Raw genomic sequence first — 17,512 nt, forward strand, 5'->3', positions numbered from 1 at the left:
TGCCCATTTATCTACTAAGAATACCAAGAGCCTTTTCCACGATTTCCGGGGAAATGTCAAAAATACGACTCAAGGTCTCCACCTGGGCAACGGATTCAATCTTTTCCATGTGAGAGCCATTTGCATCTCGAGTAACCAGATTGCCCTTTTGATAGTAATACTGTATACCCTTTTCGCGATCCAGGCGGTTCAATACCGGATAGTTCATCATTTCGCGGTAGAAGCTTTCATTCCAGTGTTGCTTGAACTCCTCCACAGACACTCCCTCCACAGGATAGTCAAAGCGGAGCTTCATGGGTGCGCCAGCACCACCCGTCCACAGAGACATGGATTCCATATTAGGGCGATCCAGGCGGACGCAGTTGGGAACCAACGGGAAGAACGCTGTTCCTGTTCCAAAAGGCGGAGGCAGGGGAATCGGCAAAGGTTCAAAAATCAAGTAACCCGGATCAAAAAGGTATTCTTGAGACAGCGGCATAACGTCCGAGGAATCGTCCGGGAGAATCAATGCGCAATGGATATTTCGTTCTTTACGCTTATGGCCCATAACCAAGCGAGGCTTCATACCCATATCGCGCAATGCCTGGTACAAATGCCAAGTCATGCTGAAGCAGGTGCCACCGCCCATCCAGGCGTCCACATCGTTCTGGAAACTGTCGTCAAGTTTCTGTGCTGCAGAGGAACTTCCCGTCTGGTCTAGACGGATAATTTTCGTCAGGTTCTCGTAAGTGACCTTAGAAAGCCTATCGCAAAGTTCATTTATTTTTTTCCACTGTTCCGGCAACATATTGAACCTACAGCAAAGTGCCCAGACTATCTACGCCAAGAACCGTCACACAGGCCACAATGGCTACCACAACAAGTCCTCGGCCAAGTAAAGATGCAATCACTGCCGTAACCAAGGCCAGGGCTCCAGAAAGTCTGCTGTTTGTGGCGTAGAATATGGCAGGTACCGTCATGGCACTCAATACCGTGTAGGGAATATAAGCCAGGAAGGATTTCCAGAAGGGGCTCTTGAGGTCCTTCTTCAAAAGCACAAAGGGGACCGCCCTCAACAGGTAGGTTACAACCGTCATCACCGCAAGAAACTGGAAATAGGTTTTGAGATCGATCACTTTTCACCTCCGGCAGTTTCGGCATCCTTCACGGGGAAAAGAGCTGCGCAAAGCAACGATGCAACAACCGCACAAGTGATGATGGCAAAACCGCTACTTACAGAATTCAATACGGGCAAGTAGAAAAATCCAAGACTCATGACAATGGCGATCAGCACTGCAATCAGTACAGGCCGGCTAGACTTCATGGGAGGAACAACAATGGCGATAAACATGCCATAGAGAGCAACGCCCAGGGCATTCACAACGATGTCCGGAAGAATTTGGCCACAGACCGCGCCAGTCAAGGTACCGCCGCTCCAGCCCAAGTACGGCAACGTCATCAAGCCAAGGAAATAAAGCGGGTTCACTCGTTCTGACTGACTCATGGCCACAGCGTAAATTTCGTCTGTAATGCCGGTGGCCAAAAGCAGGCGCTTGGCAGTACCAAAGCTTGGAGAAACCTTCTGGGACAAGGATATCGCCATAAGTGAGTAACGCAGATTGATGAAAAGGCTTGCCACAGCCATTTCTACCAGGGTACCCGTTGCAGAAGCCATAATTTTGAGCCCTGCAAACTGGCCTGCAGACGTCACGTTCGTCATAGAGATAAAAGTTGCCAGGAACCAGGACTGAAGTGCAGCGCCGGCATTGATTCCAAAGGCAAAGGATACTGCAAAGTACCCAACGCCAATGGGAAGGCCATCTTTTACACCTTTTGAAAAAGTCATGGGCCAAATATAGGAAAGATATATAGAAAAAGCCCGCCAGTTTCCTAACGAGCTTCTTGTCTTAGAGGAATTTTAAACGAATGCTTATCTGAGTGTTACGCGCCTTACCAAGTTATTGGAACCAGCTCGAACTCGGACAATATAGCTACCGCTGGAAAGGCTTTCCAGAGAGACGCTATTTTGAACATTGCGGAAGCTTGCCATGGGACGGCCCTGCATGTCAAATACATCCACATTCACCAGGGTTGCACCAGAGAGATGGAGGTCTCGGCCAGAAACGACCATGGACAACTTCATATCAACATTTTCTTTAGCAACAAGAGGAATGTCATAATCATCTTCGCTGGAGCTGGAACTATCTTCCGTCATTTCACTGCTGGAAGAGCTTTCTGCCGGCTGCTCGCTGCTGGAAGAACTTTCCTCCGGCTGTTCACTTGAGCTGGAGACTTCCGGCTGTGAGCTAGACGAGCTGATTCCTGCAGAACTAGAAGAAGATTCTACCTTAGGCGCATCTACAACAGTCAATTCAACTTTAACAGTTTGGCCATTAACAGAGAACTTTTCTGTAGTCGTGCCACTCTGGAAGTACTGAGGCACTGTTCCGTAAACAGTCAAAGTGCCGTTGGTAACATTTGCTGTCAAGAAGTATGCGTTGTAGGAATCGCGAGTAAAGGACTTTACTCCGGTAATTGTAATTGTACCAAATTCATCATTCTTGGCAACGGTCTGAACCAGGTCTCCCGAGATATTCAAAGCTTCAGCAACACTGGAGCTAGAGCTTACGGGCTTGCTGGAACTGGAAGATGCTACGCTACTGCTAGACTTTGCACTACTGGAACTTGCCACAGAGCTGGAAGAAGGTATTGCAGAGCTAGAGGAAGACCAAACAGAAGAACTAGAACTTACAGGCTTGCTGGAACTGGAGGATGCTACGCTGCTGCTAGACTTCGCACTACTGGAGCTTGCCACAGAACTGGAAGAACGAATTGCAGAACTGGAGGAAGACTTGGCAGAAGAACTGGAGCTTGCAGGCGTTGCAACAACAGGCTTAATAGCCATACCGTCGCAGCGGACATCATCAATGTCGAGGTAGTTGGGAGAAGGCTGAGTTCCCTTAAGGTCGCCCTTCACTTCCCATGTGAACTTTGCAATGCGCTTCTGAGAAAGAGTCACTTCATCCTTTGTCCAGGACGGCTGATTCAGCATATCCCAAGGAACATTCACCTGAGTCCAGGAAGTGGAAGCAAGCTTGGAAATCTGATGGAATGCGTAATCCTTGACTGCGGTATCTTCAACCTTAAAGTTATGGGCAGCACCCTTATACTTGTAGGAAATAGTCTTGCAACTAGACAGGTCGTATGCAGATTCGTCAGCATTGAGCTTCAAACCGAGAGCAACATACGGTTCATACTTATTTTCACCCTGAACAAGCTTGATACCAGTAATGGCACCCATGCCCTTGGTGTTGTTATCGCCATTGACAACTACATCGTAGCCAGAATTTCCTTTAGCATCCTTATTAGGAGTATTGGTGATTGTGGAGCCACCAAGATCGTCCTTGTCGGTATAGGCATACCAAATGCCACCGGTAAATGCCAAGGAGTCGCCGTCTTCAAAGTCATCAATATAATCAGTGTAACCTGCCGGCAGAGAGCTGGAGGAACTTGCCACAGAGCTGCTAGATGCCGGAGTGTTGCCACCAGCAGAACATGCAGAGTAAGACTTAGGCAACTTGCTAAAGATGTTGGTATTTACCCACTGGCCACTTTCAGAGTAGTTCCATGCAGAACCACTGAAATAGGAAGCTGATTCATTCTTGTTAGAAACAGACCAGTTTGCACCGGAAAGTTTGTGCTGGTTCATCCAAGAAAGCCATGTTGCACTATTGCCGCTGTTGTAGCCACCGTTACCGGAAGCGTCAACTGTACCCCATTCGGTAACGAACACGGAAAGGCCAGCGTTCATAGCCTGGACAGCATTTGCACCTTCACTGCCGGTGTAATGGGAACCTGCGTAGTAGTGGAAGGTATAAGCGACGTTCTTATCGTTGATGGGGCTAGAAATAGCGTCGTTAGGATACTGGTCCCAGGAACGGTTACCAACAACAATCAAGTTATCGGAGTACTTACGAATTTCAGAAATCACCTGATCTGCGTAAGTCTTGATGGTACCCCAACTTTGGGAAATCGGCTCATTAAAAACTTCGAAAATGACGTTGTCGTACTTTCCCCACTTCTGGGCCATGTAGCCAAAGAAATCCTTAGCGTTGTTGACATTGTCGGAAGCCTTGTGGGAGTGGTAGTCGATAATCACATAAATGTCATTATCAATTGCAGCCTGAACAACAGTGTTCATGAGGCCCTGGTAGTAACCCTTGTTGGTAAAGTAGTTGCCGGAACCCCAGTCTTCATCAACACCCATGGGTGCGCGGATAATCTGGATGTTCTGCTTCTGAACAAGACCATTCACATAGTCTGCAGTCCAGAAAGGAGCTCCCACGTCACTGGAAATGCTCCAGAAAAGGCTCATACCCTGAACCTGCACTTCGTTACCGGAAGTAACGCCCTTACAGGCGCCATAAATTTGACCCTTGCCACTGGAGTTTTTACCAGCCTGCAGCTGGCCATACTGGCTCACAGGACCTACTCGGCCAAAGGCCATAGAGGCAAGGCTAAGGGACAGGATTCCTAGACCTAATACATTTTTACCAAACATTTTTCCTCTCTTGATGATTCCCAAACCCAATCAATTTTTTTCTCAAAATACATTTACCAAAAGAGGGGTGCATCATATTAAATACTTACCCTAGGTTACGGCAGTAACCACACAGGCAGTTCGTGACTTTCATCACAAAAAAGAATCGCAAAAAGACCGCATCCAGAATACAAAAAAGCCCTGCGGTTCTCGCAGAGCTCTTGATAGGGATTTTTCGGATTCCCTTAATTAGTTTTCGTTGTTGTGCATTTCCATCTGTTCACGGTCCATGGTATGCTGGAGGTATTCCTTAAAGTCACGGTCGATGTTCACACCGTCGAAGTCAAGGTCATCGTTTTCCAACACGAACACTGCAGACGGGTTATCGAGCCAGCCGACCACGTCCACGCCTTCCATCTGCATGGACTTATCACCAGCAGCCTGAGCGACGTATTCGATCTTGGACTTGGGTACCCAACCCTGACCGCAAGAACCCTTAACGAGCACTTCGGTATCGCCTTCCTTGACGATGGTCAATTCATCATTGAAGCCTGCGGTACAGACAACGGCACCGCCGTCTTTTTCCTTAGTCAGGTCCACATCGCCCAACTTGGACTTCACTTTCTTGCCAGCTGCGAAAGAAACGCTGACCATCAAAGCGAGAGCAATCACCAATACCTTTTTCATATCTCTTCCTTAGAAACAGGGTAAATTTTCAAAATGCAATAGGAATATACCTTTTATTTTTGCATTTCGGTATTTTTTCTTTTAAATTTTTGGCCTATGAAGAAGATTTTACTTTGTTTCGTGGTAATTTTGGCCCTTACGGCGGGTTTTGTATACAAAAATATCCAGTCTAGACTGGGTGAAACAGCCCAAAATAAGGAAACTGTGCTCCTGGAAGTGCCCAAGGGCAGCTCCCCCACCAAGGTGTTCCAGATCCTGCAGAAGAACGGAATCTGGTCCGACGAACTGGCTTTTAAGCTTGTTGTCCGCAAGACAAACCCGTCCTTGAAGGCCGGTTGGTTTGAAATTCCGGCCGGCTTGACCCTTCCCCAGGTTCTTTCCATCATCGAAAGCGGCAAGAATGCGGTAAAGCGCGTTACTATTCCCGAGGGTAGAGCCAGCTGGGAGATTCCCGCCTACTTGAAGAAGGCTTTCCCCGACTTGAACGAGGACCGCTGGAACGCCCTGGTCCAGGACCCCAAGTTCGCCCGCGGTCTTGGCCTTGAGGCAAACAGCCTGGAAGGATACCTGCTGCCAGACACCTACCCCTTCCCCATTGATGCTAACGAGGAAACCATCCTGAAGCAGATGGTTGCCGCCAACCTGAAGGTCCGTGACGAATTCCAGGGCAAGCCCGGCTCCATGTGGCAGACTCTGGGCAACTGGCATCGCGTGCTGACCCTGGCCAGCGTGGTCGAAGAGGAAACCGGCATCCCCAGCGAACGTCCCCAGATTGCAGGCGTATTCCATAATCGCCTACGTATCGGCATGCCCCTGGGGGCCGACCCCACCGTGAGGTTCATCTTCAAGAACCTGACCGGTCCCATCTACAAGAGCCAACTGAACAGCGATAGTCCCTACAACACCCGCAAGTTCAAGGGTCTCATGCCCGGCCCCATCTCCAACCCCGGTCGCAAGGCCATCGAGGCGGCCCTCTTCCCGGCCAAGACCGAAGCTCTTTACTTCGTGGCCAAGGACGACGGATCCATGACCCACTTCTTCAGCAGTAACCTGGCAGACCACAACAAGTACAAGGACGTGGCCGCCAAGAACCGCGGCGAAAAGTAAGGCTCAGAGAAAAGCGTCGAACTCCCATTCATGATCTTTGATTCAAGGACGGCCAGAACAAGCTGTCCTTTTTTGTCGAGCGTTGTGCCGATCTATTTTTCTGGATATTCCTGTAACCACTTAATACGTGAAAACATCTAGCAGGACTTCGGACCCATTTCTAAAATTGTCAAAAAATTTAAGTAGGCCCTATATGCGACCCAAAGTGCAAGTCAAAGATCGCTCCCTCCTGAGTCTCTCCTGGCCCCTGTTCATTACCTTCGGCATTGCTACTTGCCAGCCCATGATGGACAGCTGGTTCCTTGCACGTACTTCCGAAACCGCTGCCGCCGGCGTAGGAGCCCTCGGGCCAATCCTTGGAGCCATCTTCATGGCCATCACCGCCTTCTCCCAGGCGGGAGCAAGTATCGCCTCCCAGTTCATGGGAGCAGAACGTCCTAGGCAGGCAGGAACCACCCAGACCATGGTCCTGCTGGGAAGTATCCTTCTTGGTGTAGCCATCATGCTTATTACCATCCCCCTAGCGGGAAACATCGTCAGCTGGATGGGGCTTACCGGAGACGCTGCCAAGTACGGCTACGACTTCATGTACATCGTGTCCTTCGGCTTTGCTTTCAGGTCCCTGCAGACAACCCTCACTTCCCTGATTGCAACCCACGGGCTCACCGGCTGGAACCTGATTGGAAACATCATCACCATCGTCGCCAACGCCATCATGAATGTCATCTTCCTGAATGGTTACTTTGGCCTGCCTTGCATGGGCGTGAAGGGCGTTGCCCTCGCGACGCTTTTATCCTGGCTTATCTCCAGCATCGTTCTTTACGTCATCCTACGCTACAAGATTCATCACAAGGTTCGCAGCACAGACTTTAAGCGTTCCAGAGTCATCCTTCCGGACTGGATCCGCATCGGTGTTCCCGCTGCCATTGAACCCGTCAGCTTTCAAATTTTCCAGGTAGTGCTTACCGCCATCATCGTCCACCTGGGCATTACCGCCATGACCGCAAGAATCTTCAGCGCCAACTTTGCCATGCTTGCGGTGATTCTCAGCGTAGGCCTTAGCAGCGGAAACCAGATTCTTGTGGCCCACCTGGTCGGCGCCCACGATTTTGACAAGGCGAACAGACGCCTCCACCAGAGTCTTGCAGCCGGCTGTTCCAGCAGCCTTATCGTCGCCATCGTTGTAGCTTTCTTTGGTACAGAACTAATGTCCTTCTACAGCATTGACCCAGAGATTCAGCACCTTGGAAAAATCTGCCTGTGGTGCGATGTGGCATTGCAACCCTTCAAGGCCGCCAACATGACATTGACCGCAGCTCTTCGCGCCTCTGGCGACTCCAAGTTCCCCGCCATCGTGGGTTCTACCATGATGTGGACCTGTGGCCTCGGGACTGCACTACTTCTTGGTTTCGGATTAAAGCTAGGCCTTGCCGGCATCTGGCTCGGCATGGCAGCAGACGAATTCTATCGCTCCATCGTCAATTACATTCGCTGGCGCGGAGGCAAGTGGAAAGAACTGGGAGTTGTCTAGCTTGACCGCTACGGGGCAGCTGCCGCTGTGTTTTGTATATCAAGCAAGCATTTCTGTGCAGGATTCGCCTCCTAGTTGTTCTGGAGACAACGCACTGAGAAACCGTAGCCCTTACTGTAGCGGTTCATGCTGGCATCCTCGTTGCCGTAGATCAAGTACATGTAGTAGGCGTCGTAGCTAAAGTTCATGACCTGAGAGGCAGACCAGAAGAAGGCGATGTAGCCGGCATAGTAGAAATTGCCATAGTTGTCTCTGTAGCCTGCAGGGAGCGCGAAGAAGCCGTAGGCATCTGTTCCGTTGCCATTATTGTACCAGCCGCTGCTAGACTTGAGCGCAACTCCCGCCTTATCTTCTCCTCCAACACTGGCAAACAAAGTCTGCCATTCATCGTTTATCGGCAAATGCCAACCACTGGGGCACACGCCCTGAACAACAGCCGGCAGCGTACAATCCTTGCCGTAGCCGCAGGTCTGGGGATTGTCAGAATCATTTGCCAAGGCAATGGAGTCAATGGCTGCAGCCCAGGTGTAAAGGCGACCGATTACATCGCAGTTTTCAGCCTTATTGTCATAGCACCAGGAATTGCCCTTCAGGCTCGGCGTCTTTATAGAATCTGCGTAATTCAGGTTCTCGGCCATCCACACCTGAGTTCCGATTTTTACGGTCTTGTAGGTCTTATTGTCGCGTTTATCAATCATGGTGCCGTAGGTGATTTCCGGGTTCAGACGTGCTTCCTTCGGCACATCAAAAGTCCAGTCTCCCATCAGGCTTACCCAGCCCTTGCTAGAGCAGTAGTACTTATTTTCACCACTCTTGCCGATTTCGCCGGTGCGGTTGGTGGTGCAGCCCATTAGGTCCAAGCCCACATCATTCTCATTCGCTTCCTCCCACTTATCCAGGGCCTCGTCGTACTTGTACATCACATCGGAGGAGTCACCCTTCTTGATATCGCCATCGCTACCTTCTATCCAGCCCTGAGTATCAACGGTAATGTTGTTGGTGGATTCCCACTTACGGTTCTTGCAAATGTACCAGGTTCCATTCACCTTGCCCGTATTCAGAGAAATGTCGGCTTCGCGGGTTTCGGTACAACCGCCAAGGGCGATCTCTATTACGGATGCAGCGTCCCAAGCCTTTCTCACACCATCATATATGTAGTACTCTGACTGAGTTACACTGCCTAACCTAATTTCGCCATCTTCGCCGGCGGTCCACTGGTAGGTATCCTTATCAATGTCACTAGCTTCCAGCCAGGCTTCACCATTACAGTAATAGCGGGTTTTGGTACCATAGGCTTTAACAAGTTCATTAGTGGCTGCGGCAATTTCGCCCTGATTTTCGGCACCACATGCCTTAAGGCCATAGTTCGCGTACCAAAAGTTGCGCACATACTTTTCAAAGTACGGAACTGTAATCAAGCCCCAAGAGATGATATTGAAACGGATCAAAGAAAGATCATCAGCCAGGTCCTGTTCGCTAGCCCAGTCCGCAATCTTTGCCTTAGTGGATGCGTCATTCCATTCGCCATCCTTCTCGATGTCGGTTGCAAACTTGGTCAAAAGTTCAGTGAGTTTCGCTTCGCTACGGTCTCCCTGCATCAAGATACTCAAGGCCAAAAGAGCGGCATCGCCTTCACCCTCGCCAAAGATGTTCAGGTCTTCGGAGTTGGCAAAATCGCCCTGGATGCCAAAGGCATTGAAGATTTCCGCCTCGGCCTGTTTCTTAGCTGCCGAAACATTCACGCCGGTGCCCACCAAATAAAGAGCGCGTTCGTACTCCAGGTGAGTTAGCAAATTGATGTTCACCTTTTTACGGTCGCTAAGGTCTGTAAGGGCGTTCAAGGTAATGGTACCGCCCGACTTCTTGCCGCTGACTTCGTTACGGTAGTAGCCGCTGGCTTCAAGCAAGGCGTACTGACTGGCCAAGGTAACACTAGAAATTTCAAATTCACCGTAGTTGCTGGTAATCTTGCCAGTAAAACTCTTGCCAGTCTGTGCGTAAGTTTCGCCATCCAGTTCATAAAGTTTAACCGCAGAGCCCGTCACGAACGGGCCCTTCTGGCTAACGCCTGCGATGGACTTGTCCTTCACCTTCACAACATCGGGCTGTTCGTAGGCCGTGGAATCCTGCTCGTACTTAAAACTGCTACTGGACTTTGGCTCGTCTATCTTGCTGGAGGAAGATTTTGCAGAACTGCTAGACCCTTCGACTTCGCTCAGGGTGACACTCGACGAGGAATCGTCACCGTCCGTTTCGTCATCGGAAATCCATTTGCCGTCTTCGCAGATGTACGCAGTCTTTTCGTCCTTCACGTAGGCGGTAGCGCCCTCCCGCTTGTCGCTGCAAACAGGCAAATCATCGAAAGTCGCAACAACCAAATCGGATTCGGAAACAGAACCATTTGCGGATGATCCGGAATCAGAGTTACTATCACCGCAGGCCCAAAAAAACAGTGGTGCACAAAGCAGCGGAAGCATCAGCGAAATCATTTTACGCATATAAAACTCCTAGGGCAAAGCGGAGGCTGTCCGTATATAAATATACTCTATTATAAAGCTTTACGCAGCATGCGGAAAACACGCGGACATTTTTTATCTAGAACTCGTAATTGCCAATCTTTATAAAGTAGCTGTAATCGCCAAAGTGGGTCAGGTCCTTAATTGTCTCCGTATCCACGATGCGGTTCATGCCCGCATAGATATTCAGCGATCTGTACGCAAAGCGAATCGCCGGTTCCAGGATAATCTTGTCTTGTTCAAGAACAGCAAAAGGACTATCCTCAAAATCATGATAATAGGCACCAAAAAGCCACACTCCCAAATATTTTCCGTGGAGGCTTCCACTAGCACGAACCAAGGCGTACTCATGGGAGGACAGTTCTGCATTATACCATTCTGTAGACCAGGGGGTCACTTTGGCATGCAAACGATACACGACATCCAAGGGGCGATACTCGAAGGACTTGGGATAAACATACCCATAGCCCTCATCGTGGAAGCGTTCCATACCGGCAGCCGCTGCAACCGTAAAGGTAGCAAACCTACGGGGGGAAACCGTATAACGGGCGTCAGCCATGAGTTTCCAGTAAATAGGAATTACATCATTGATTCCAAAGTCAAAGCCAATGGATTCCATTCCGGCGTAGGCATTGAAAGCAATTCCATTTTCGGCAAACCAACTATCATCACACCCCTGCAAGTAAGCGTAGTGCAAAGTCGGGGCAACAGGATAAGTATTTATCTTCCGTTTCCCAAACCAAATGGGATCCAACTCAAATGTACGGTGACCGAACATGAATTCAGCAGAAACCGTCTGAGACGCATCTACTTGATACAACAGGGTAAGCCTCAAGTCGCTGCGTTCCTCATTGTACACTCTAAGGCTACGAGGAATCTCATTATTGAAGGATTTTAACGGCGTCAAGTTCAAGTAGTCATAGCCGAACCGAAGGCCCCAATGACGATTCCAAAGCTTCGAAACATTCAATCGAGGTTGAACGCCATAAGATGAAACTCCATAGAAGCCCGCCAAAACCAGCTGGATTTCCATTTGATCCACATAGAAAACACTTGCTTCAAAATAAGCATTAGGGCCGATAGCAGAGGAACCAAAACCTCCGACGGCCACATCAAAGACCGGATGAACTGCGGCATCGACCTGCAAGTCTCCATTCGGCAGCATATCAAAGGACAACGAGTCAAAGGCCGGTTGCTCCTGAAGGCGCTTGGCGAAATATTCGGGACCAAGCATTCCCGTATCGGACTCATCCCAATAAGTCTTTACAGAATTAAGAACTTCTGACGAAAGACTGTCGTAAGCCGGATTAAAACGGAACCAAGGTTTTGCCACAGCGCCATCCCTGTGATAGGCCATCCGACGACCCATAAGAGGAGACAAATCAGAAAGGCGTTGTTCCAATGCACTGAAACCGGACTGAATCCACATAGAACGGGATGTATCTAGAATTGTATGGGCTCGGACAATTACGCCGGGCTGATTCTGCAGATTGACCGCAGCCTGTTGTTTCAATGTGCGGGTACGAGCGTCACCTACGGGAACACTGCGCAACGGATCTGCAACAACGATGATGGGAAGTTCTAGAGGGTTATCTTCGGCAGGATAGGCAAAGTACGGGCAAACTTCGCCGGACACATGGGAATTATCTCCCGAAATCCTTCCCGACGACTCCCAAAGCGGAATCGAGCCAATTACATCTGCAACACTATTCCCTACTGTTGAACCATCACAGGAAAGAACAGAGAAAGGTCTCCTGTTCGCAACCGGCTGTCGATATAGGGCTTCCTGAAACCGTAACTTCGCCAAAGAGCGAACAAGAGCATTGGAATCCGGAGACAAAGAACATTTATTTCTTTTCAATCCGCCGGAACTATCCACAGCAAAGGTAAATCGCTGCCTCACAGAAGGAGCTCCATCAAGAGAGATGGGGATTTCATGCGGGTCTACCGTGGTCTCTGCCAACTTATTTTCCGCAGCAGAAAGATCATGGCCAACAAAGGGAGCAATGTATGAATCCAGCATGATTTTCTGGATTTCATCCGGAGACACTCCTTTGGACCATAGCGCGCCAATCCAGGCACCCCATGACGTGCCAACCACAGAATCTACAGGGACGCCATACTCTTCAATAGCATACAGTACGCCAAGATGAAACCAGGGTGAGCGATCTCCGCCACCAAGGTACAAAACCGATTTGAGTGAATCCTTCTGATTCTGGGCACCGGCAGCAAGTGCCGACGTGTCCAGAAAAACCACAGCGGAATCAAGGGACGGACTACTCAGCGAGCCTTCCGTAACAGGAACAGCAACTGCAGTATTCTCAAACAGGGAAAGAGAGTCTATCAAGGACAAACTGTCCTGCGCATCCCCTTGCTCCTGTGCAAAGACCAACGGCGAAAAAGCGGTCAATGCGACCGCCAGTTTTCTTAGCCCTTTCAAGCTATCCCAAGCGAGCTGGATTGACAGCATATCTTGCCGCCTCTTCCATGGTAACATAACCTGCGCTCACCATTTTGGCAAGACAATCATCCATCAGCAACATTCCCTCGGAAGAAGAAGCGGCAATAATGGAAGGCAAGGCAAAATGTTCTCCGGCCCGAATCTTTGAAGCCACATTCTGCGATCCGTAAAGGACTTCCCATGCAGCCACAGAGCCATTACCATCAGCAGCGGGAATCAATCGCTGGACAACCACAGCCTTAAGGGCAGAGGCCAGCATATTGCGGGCTAAGTCACGATTTTCCAGGGACTCAGAAGAAAGCAGGGCATCCAATGCGCCAACCACGTTTCCCGCAGTCACAGTCAAAACCACAAGAGCGCCAGCTTCTGCAGCCTTCAGCACGGGAATCAGAGAAAGCCCCTCAAAATCACCAAGCCAGAACAAGTCCGAACCGCTTCGAAGAGCCTGTTGGATCTTTTCAGGCGTTCCGCCATTGGTGTCGTTCAAGACAAGGCTTCCACCAACACTAACCTGCATACCTTCGTTAGGGTTCAGCAGGCTTACGCGAAGAATTTTAGACTGGCATAGTGCAGATACGTAGGAAGTCGCCGTTGTAGACTTACCACTGCAAGCAGGTCCCGCGAATATAACGAGACCGGAACTTAAGTCCAGAAGGTTTTCCATAACCTCGGGAGCACCGAGAGACGAATATTCCGGACAAGTTTCCATTACAGGGCGGAAAACAGCCGCATTGCCAAGAGCAGTTCGGTAATAGCGAACACGCCATTTCGCATTGCAGCAGGAGCAAAGAATCATTCCCGACTCTCCGTCCATGTTTTTAAGGAATTCACGCAATGCACCAGATTCTATGGCAGGAGCATCGGGAATAGAGCAAACCTTTCCGGCAAGGCGAACAGCAGAAGCTGCCCCCTCGGTGACAATGAGTTCGCTGGCACCCACATTCAAGGTGTATTCAAGCAAAGATTCGATTTCTGTTGCCATTGTTAACCTCTCCGATTCACCGGACGATACGATGCAAAACGTCTACTATCGTTAGCACGCTTCCATGCTTCAACGCCTTCGATGTATCCCGATTCCACACATTTTTGCAAGGAGTCATCCAAGGTGATGCCCTGGTCCTTTTGGCTGCTAATTGCGGTTGCAATCTGGGCAACGTCTCCCTTACGCAGCAAGTTTGCCATGGGAGAAGTCATCTTGGCAGCCTCTACAGCCAGAATCTGTCCTTGATTCTGCACAATCGGAATCAAATGCTGAACAATGATTCCCTTCAGCTGGTCAGCAAGGGAATTTGACAAGGCTCTGCGGTTCTTTTCTGGAACAGACGAAAGTAAACGAGACAGCAAGGAATGAATGTCGTTACCACTCGTAACCGCAAAGACAAGCGCGCCCGAATTGGCTGCCTGCAAAAGGGCATCCAATTCTTCCTTTGTCTCCATATGATCGAATAAAATCACATCGGCGCCACTACGGACTGCCAGTTCAACGCCTTCTACACCGGAACGAACGTGGAGCCCCACTTCACGCTGGGCTATGACACCTCGTTGCGCCTGGAGTAAACGTTCAATAGGTTTTTCCACGGTCTGAACATAGGCGTCACGATTTGCAGCAATGGTTTCCGCAAAGGTTGTCATGGTTGTAGAACGTCCACTTGCTGCAGGGCCTGCAATCAAGATCAGACCGCTGTTCAACTCCGCAAACTGAGCGCAGAACGGCGGCAAGTACAAATTCTCGAGAGTTGTTGATTCTGTGGGAATCACACGAATTGACACATTAGGTTTTGTTTCATCCCACGTTACAGTAAGACGGGCACGGCCAACCCCAGGAAGACCAATTGTCTTGCTAAAGTTTCGGCCCACCACGATGTTGTATCCATCAGAGAAGCCCTTTACTGCTTCGTTCAAACGATCGTTGATGCGAGTCAGTTCCAAAGGTTCTTCTGATGCAGAAAATAAAATCCCCGACTGGCGCATCACCAAAGGCATATCAGCAAAAAGATAAATGTCTGTGGCATTGTATTTTCGTGCAAAGGCAATCATCTGCGACAGGTTTGTCATGGGGAGGATTCTCTCGGGAGCCTCCACCGGCGTCCCCTCACCAGAGGCTATGGCGAAACGATTGGGAAGCTTGTCCCCACTTTCATCATCGCCTTCTTGCGGAGTCTCCGTTTTGACCTGGAATGTGCTGATGCTGGTAGCCTCTAGGCCTGCTACAGCCTCAACATCAACCGCCCCAGCAGAGGTTTCCCCATAAGGATTGTTACCTTCAAGCTGAATTCCTCCGCTAGATTCTTCTTCTGCAGGTTGAGATGCGGGACGAGGCTGCATTGTAGAAACAGCCGAGCGAACAGGCGCAGGCTGCGATGCTGCTGCAGGAGCCGCTGCCGGGGCCGGGGCCGCTGGCGCAGCGGGAGCTGCAGTAGCGGCATTCTTTGCCTCAAGATTTTTCACAAAGGCTAGAACCTTGGCATAGACACCCGATTGGAGAAGCCCAGCTTCTACCAACACCTGACCAATATCCTTTGTTTCGGAAACCTTGCCCCAATGGGCCTGAATCTGATCCTCGGTCACCATCTTGTTGTGAACAAGGACCTTTGCCATATATTGATTTCTCATAGGAAATCCCTCCGGCTAAACCACCAGCTTGCGATGGCTAAAAAGACGCCAATATAACCTACAGCATAGACTGTATTCCAGAACAAGTACATATCCGGAAGTGCCACGCCATGAACCACATAGTTCGTCACGTTAAAACGATAAAGTCCCGGGAACACAGCGTGGATAACCACAGCCGCCTTCTCAAAAATGGCAGAAGAGGTTCCGTTCATTTCACCCATACGACTGGCAAAACGAACCTGTTCCAAAAGCTGATTGCTCAGATGGCCGGCAAAGTACACGCCCAAGGTGAAGAGGGCGCTAAGAACCGTACTGCTGAAACTGCTGAACAGAAGTGCTACTGCAATTACCACAGCCATCTCGCAGAAAATCAAGTAGATTGCCGTCAACAAGCTCAAGGTCGGCTCAGATCCGGTAGCCAAGAGCATCAGGTAGTAGATAGCCGTCAATAACAGAAGGTGAACAGCCACCACCGCCAGCAGGCCAAAGTACTTGCCAACAATGAAAGACGCCCTGCTAATAGGCTTTGACAAAAGGGTCAAGACAGTACGTCTTTGAATTTCCTTTTGCACCAAGCTAATACCTACAAAGATGGAAATCAAAAGTCCGGACAAGCTCATGACAGAAAGTGTGGTGGACTTGATTACGTAGGCTCGGTCAAAGACAGACCATTCGCCAAGGACAATGCTGAACAAAGTCAATGCGATGGCCAGAAAACCGATATTGTACAGGATCTTGTCTCGAATAGACTCGCGGAAGGTATTGAGGGCAATGATGCCAATATGCTTAAGCGTCTGCACGGGCAATCTCCTCTGTCAAAATGTCTTCAAGGCTAGGACGCTTATGGTCCATACGTTCAATGGCAATTCCGTTGGAAAGGCAATAGGCCAGCAGACGATCGCGGGCGGCATCGTCGGCGCAGACACATTCCTGAGGATGACCAGCAGGTGTAACACCTTCGGGAAGCATCGCCGCAGGAATTCCCTGACGAGTGCGGACATGGTATTCCACACTGCAGGATTCCGTGATGTCTTCAACCGTTCCTTCACGAACAATCTTGCCATCTACTATCATGGCAACCTTGTGACTGATGGATTCCACATCACTGAGCAGATGGCTGGAATAGAACACCGTCACACCAGTGCGGTTCAACTCCTGAATCGCTTCTCGAACATCACGGCGACCCATGGGGTCAAGACCGCTCATAGGTTCATCCAGAATTAAAAGCTTGGGTTTGCTCAAAATAGACTGGGCAATTCCCACGCGCTGCATCATGCCCTTGGAGTAGGAACGAAGGCGGCGATCAATCCAATCCTTGTCTGCATGGAGCAGTTCAAGCGCCCATTGGATTCTCTTGTCAAGTTCGGCACCATCAAGACCAACCAGCTTGCCATAGAACTTCAAGAGTTCACGGCCTGTCAGGTAGTCGTAGAAGTAGGGCTGTTCCGGAGAGTAGCCGATATATTCACGACTCTTCACGTTGCGCGGACTGATTCCGTTAACAAGCACATTGCCGGAATCATAATTCAGAAGGCCCGTCAATACCTTAATTGTCGTAGACTTTCCCGCACCGTTGGGGCCAATAAATCCGTAAACCTGTCCCGGCTCTACAGAAAAACTCACATCCTTAAGAGCCTGCTTAGGTTTCATTAGGAAACCGCTGCGGTAGGTCTTATGTAAATGTTCAATTTTAATCATACAAACCCAAACTACTTATCCTGGCCATCTCGAGGGCCAAAGGCTCGTTCCTCGGCCTCTTCAATTTCACGACGGCGGCGGTCAGCTTTTTCCTTCTTGTTTATGAAGAAGTAAATAACCGCACCCACCAAGTACACGCATATTCCCGAATAGAAAATCGGATTAATAGACTGCCCTTCCAAACCAGGGAACAGATTCAAAATCACGCTATGGCCAAAAAGGCTGGCAAGAACCAGGACGAAGCCAAGAGCTCGCAATACATAGGTCACAATCACAAGTTTACGCATAGAGTTTCCTCAAATAACGTCTTATTACACTACGAAACAAAACCGCACCTTCCGGCACGCTCTTTTTTCCTTGAAAAATACACTTTTAAAGGC

Annotated in this window: 14 protein-coding genes; 2 read left to right on the top strand and 12 right to left on the bottom strand. The window is 49.7% G+C overall.

Annotation, left to right across the window (positions count from 1 at the left end; genetic code table 11):
- Positions 1-7: 7 nt before the first annotated feature.
- The 5 genes from MJZ26_00710 to MJZ26_00730 form a co-directional block, all read right to left on the bottom strand.
- Positions 8-787 carry a hypothetical protein gene (locus MJZ26_00710; protein MCQ2104288.1) on the bottom strand — a complete coding sequence of 260 codons (780 nt, stop codon included), beginning with the start codon at positions 785-787 and terminating at the stop codon, positions 8-10.
- 7 nt (positions 788-794) lie between these two features.
- The gene (locus tag MJZ26_00715; protein MCQ2104289.1) at positions 795-1,115 is read right to left on the bottom strand and encodes an AzlD domain-containing protein; all 321 of its coding nucleotides are present in this window, start codon (positions 1,113-1,115) and stop codon (positions 795-797) included.
- Positions 1,112-1,825 carry an AzlC family ABC transporter permease gene (locus tag MJZ26_00720; protein MCQ2104290.1) on the bottom strand — a complete coding sequence of 238 codons (714 nt, stop codon included), beginning with the start codon at positions 1,823-1,825 and terminating at the stop codon, positions 1,112-1,114. The genes MJZ26_00715 and MJZ26_00720 overlap by 4 nt, the downstream gene beginning before the upstream one ends.
- An 84-nt stretch (positions 1,826-1,909) precedes the next feature.
- Positions 1,910-4,540, bottom strand: a complete 2,631-nt coding sequence (locus MJZ26_00725; protein MCQ2104291.1) for a cellulase family glycosylhydrolase — start codon at positions 4,538-4,540, stop codon at positions 1,910-1,912.
- Between the two features lie 228 nt (positions 4,541-4,768).
- Positions 4,769-5,206, bottom strand: coding sequence for a hypothetical protein (locus MJZ26_00730; protein MCQ2104292.1), 438 nt, complete (start codon positions 5,204-5,206; stop codon positions 4,769-4,771).
- A 96-nt stretch (positions 5,207-5,302) separates the two neighbouring features.
- On the opposite strand from MJZ26_00730, the gene mltG reads away from it, so the two are divergent.
- Positions 5,303-6,313, top strand: coding sequence for an endolytic transglycosylase MltG (mltG, locus tag MJZ26_00735; GenBank protein MCQ2104293.1), 1,011 nt, complete (start codon positions 5,303-5,305; stop codon positions 6,311-6,313).
- 193 nt (positions 6,314-6,506) lie between these two features.
- Positions 6,507-7,844 carry an MATE family efflux transporter gene (locus tag MJZ26_00740; GenBank protein MCQ2104294.1) on the top strand — a complete coding sequence of 446 codons (1,338 nt, stop codon included), beginning with the start codon at positions 6,507-6,509 and terminating at the stop codon, positions 7,842-7,844.
- 71 nt (positions 7,845-7,915) lie between these two features.
- Here MJZ26_00740 and MJZ26_00745 read toward each other — a convergent pair whose 3' ends face one another.
- The 7 genes from MJZ26_00745 to MJZ26_00775 form a co-directional block, all read right to left on the bottom strand.
- Positions 7,916-10,342, bottom strand: coding sequence for a fibrobacter succinogenes major paralogous domain-containing protein (locus MJZ26_00745; GenBank protein MCQ2104295.1), 2,427 nt, complete (start codon positions 10,340-10,342; stop codon positions 7,916-7,918).
- Between the two features lie 97 nt (positions 10,343-10,439).
- The gene (locus tag MJZ26_00750; GenBank protein MCQ2104296.1) at positions 10,440-12,830 is read right to left on the bottom strand and encodes a patatin-like phospholipase family protein; all 2,391 of its coding nucleotides are present in this window, start codon (positions 12,828-12,830) and stop codon (positions 10,440-10,442) included.
- Positions 12,802-13,803 carry a Flp pilus assembly complex ATPase component TadA gene (gene tadA / locus MJZ26_00755; protein MCQ2104297.1) on the bottom strand — a complete coding sequence of 334 codons (1,002 nt, stop codon included), beginning with the start codon at positions 13,801-13,803 and terminating at the stop codon, positions 12,802-12,804. Before tadA (MJZ26_00755) ends, MJZ26_00750 begins: the two co-directional genes overlap by 29 nt.
- A 2-nt stretch (positions 13,804-13,805) precedes the next feature.
- Positions 13,806-15,434 (bottom strand): Flp pilus assembly complex ATPase component TadA, encoded by a 1,629-nt coding sequence (gene tadA, locus MJZ26_00760; protein ID MCQ2104298.1) that lies wholly within the window; start codon positions 15,432-15,434, stop codon positions 13,806-13,808.
- A complete protein-coding gene (locus MJZ26_00765; protein MCQ2104299.1) occupies positions 15,431-16,234 on the bottom strand; it encodes an ABC transporter permease in 804 nt (267 codons plus the stop codon). Before MJZ26_00765 ends, tadA (MJZ26_00760) begins: the two co-directional genes overlap by 4 nt.
- Positions 16,221-17,132 (bottom strand): ABC transporter ATP-binding protein, encoded by a 912-nt coding sequence (locus MJZ26_00770; protein MCQ2104300.1) that lies wholly within the window; start codon positions 17,130-17,132, stop codon positions 16,221-16,223. The genes MJZ26_00765 and MJZ26_00770 overlap by 14 nt, the downstream gene beginning before the upstream one ends.
- Before the next feature lie 11 nt (positions 17,133-17,143).
- Positions 17,144-17,419 (bottom strand): hypothetical protein, encoded by a 276-nt coding sequence (locus MJZ26_00775; protein ID MCQ2104301.1) that lies wholly within the window; start codon positions 17,417-17,419, stop codon positions 17,144-17,146.
- Positions 17,420-17,512 lie beyond the last annotated feature (93 nt).

Origin of the sequence: Fibrobacter sp., assembly GCA_024398965.1 — a bacterium.
In the GTDB taxonomy this organism is placed as follows: Bacteria; Fibrobacterota; Fibrobacteria; order Fibrobacterales; family Fibrobacteraceae; genus Fibrobacter.

Bases quoted from the DNA above. Each gene is read 5' to 3' on its own strand.
- MJZ26_00710 (MCQ2104288.1), bottom strand. From the start codon at position 787: ATGTTGCCGGAACAGTGGAAAAAAATAAATGAACTTTGCGATAGGCTT.
- MJZ26_00720 (MCQ2104290.1), bottom strand. From the start codon at position 1,825: ATGACTTTTTCAAAAGGTGTAAAAGATGGCCTTCCCATTGGCGTTGGG.
- MJZ26_00725 (MCQ2104291.1), bottom strand. From the start codon at position 4,540: ATGTTTGGTAAAAATGTATTAGGTCTAGGAATCCTGTCCCTTAGCCTT.
- MJZ26_00730 (MCQ2104292.1), bottom strand. From the start codon at position 5,206: ATGAAAAAGGTATTGGTGATTGCTCTCGCTTTGATGGTCAGCGTTTCT.
- mltG (MCQ2104293.1), top strand. From the start codon at position 5,303: ATGAAGAAGATTTTACTTTGTTTCGTGGTAATTTTGGCCCTTACGGCG.
- MJZ26_00740 (MCQ2104294.1), top strand. From the start codon at position 6,507: ATGCGACCCAAAGTGCAAGTCAAAGATCGCTCCCTCCTGAGTCTCTCC.
- MJZ26_00745 (MCQ2104295.1), bottom strand. From the start codon at position 10,342: ATGCGTAAAATGATTTCGCTGATGCTTCCGCTGCTTTGTGCACCACTG.
- MJZ26_00750 (MCQ2104296.1), bottom strand. From the start codon at position 12,830: ATGCTGTCAATCCAGCTCGCTTGGGATAGCTTGAAAGGGCTAAGAAAA.
- tadA (MCQ2104297.1), bottom strand. From the start codon at position 13,803: ATGGCAACAGAAATCGAATCTTTGCTTGAATACACCTTGAATGTGGGT.
- tadA (MCQ2104298.1), bottom strand. From the start codon at position 15,434: ATGAGAAATCAATATATGGCAAAGGTCCTTGTTCACAACAAGATGGTG.
- MJZ26_00770 (MCQ2104300.1), bottom strand. From the start codon at position 17,132: ATGATTAAAATTGAACATTTACATAAGACCTACCGCAGCGGTTTCCTA.
- MJZ26_00775 (MCQ2104301.1), bottom strand. From the start codon at position 17,419: ATGCGTAAACTTGTGATTGTGACCTATGTATTGCGAGCTCTTGGCTTC.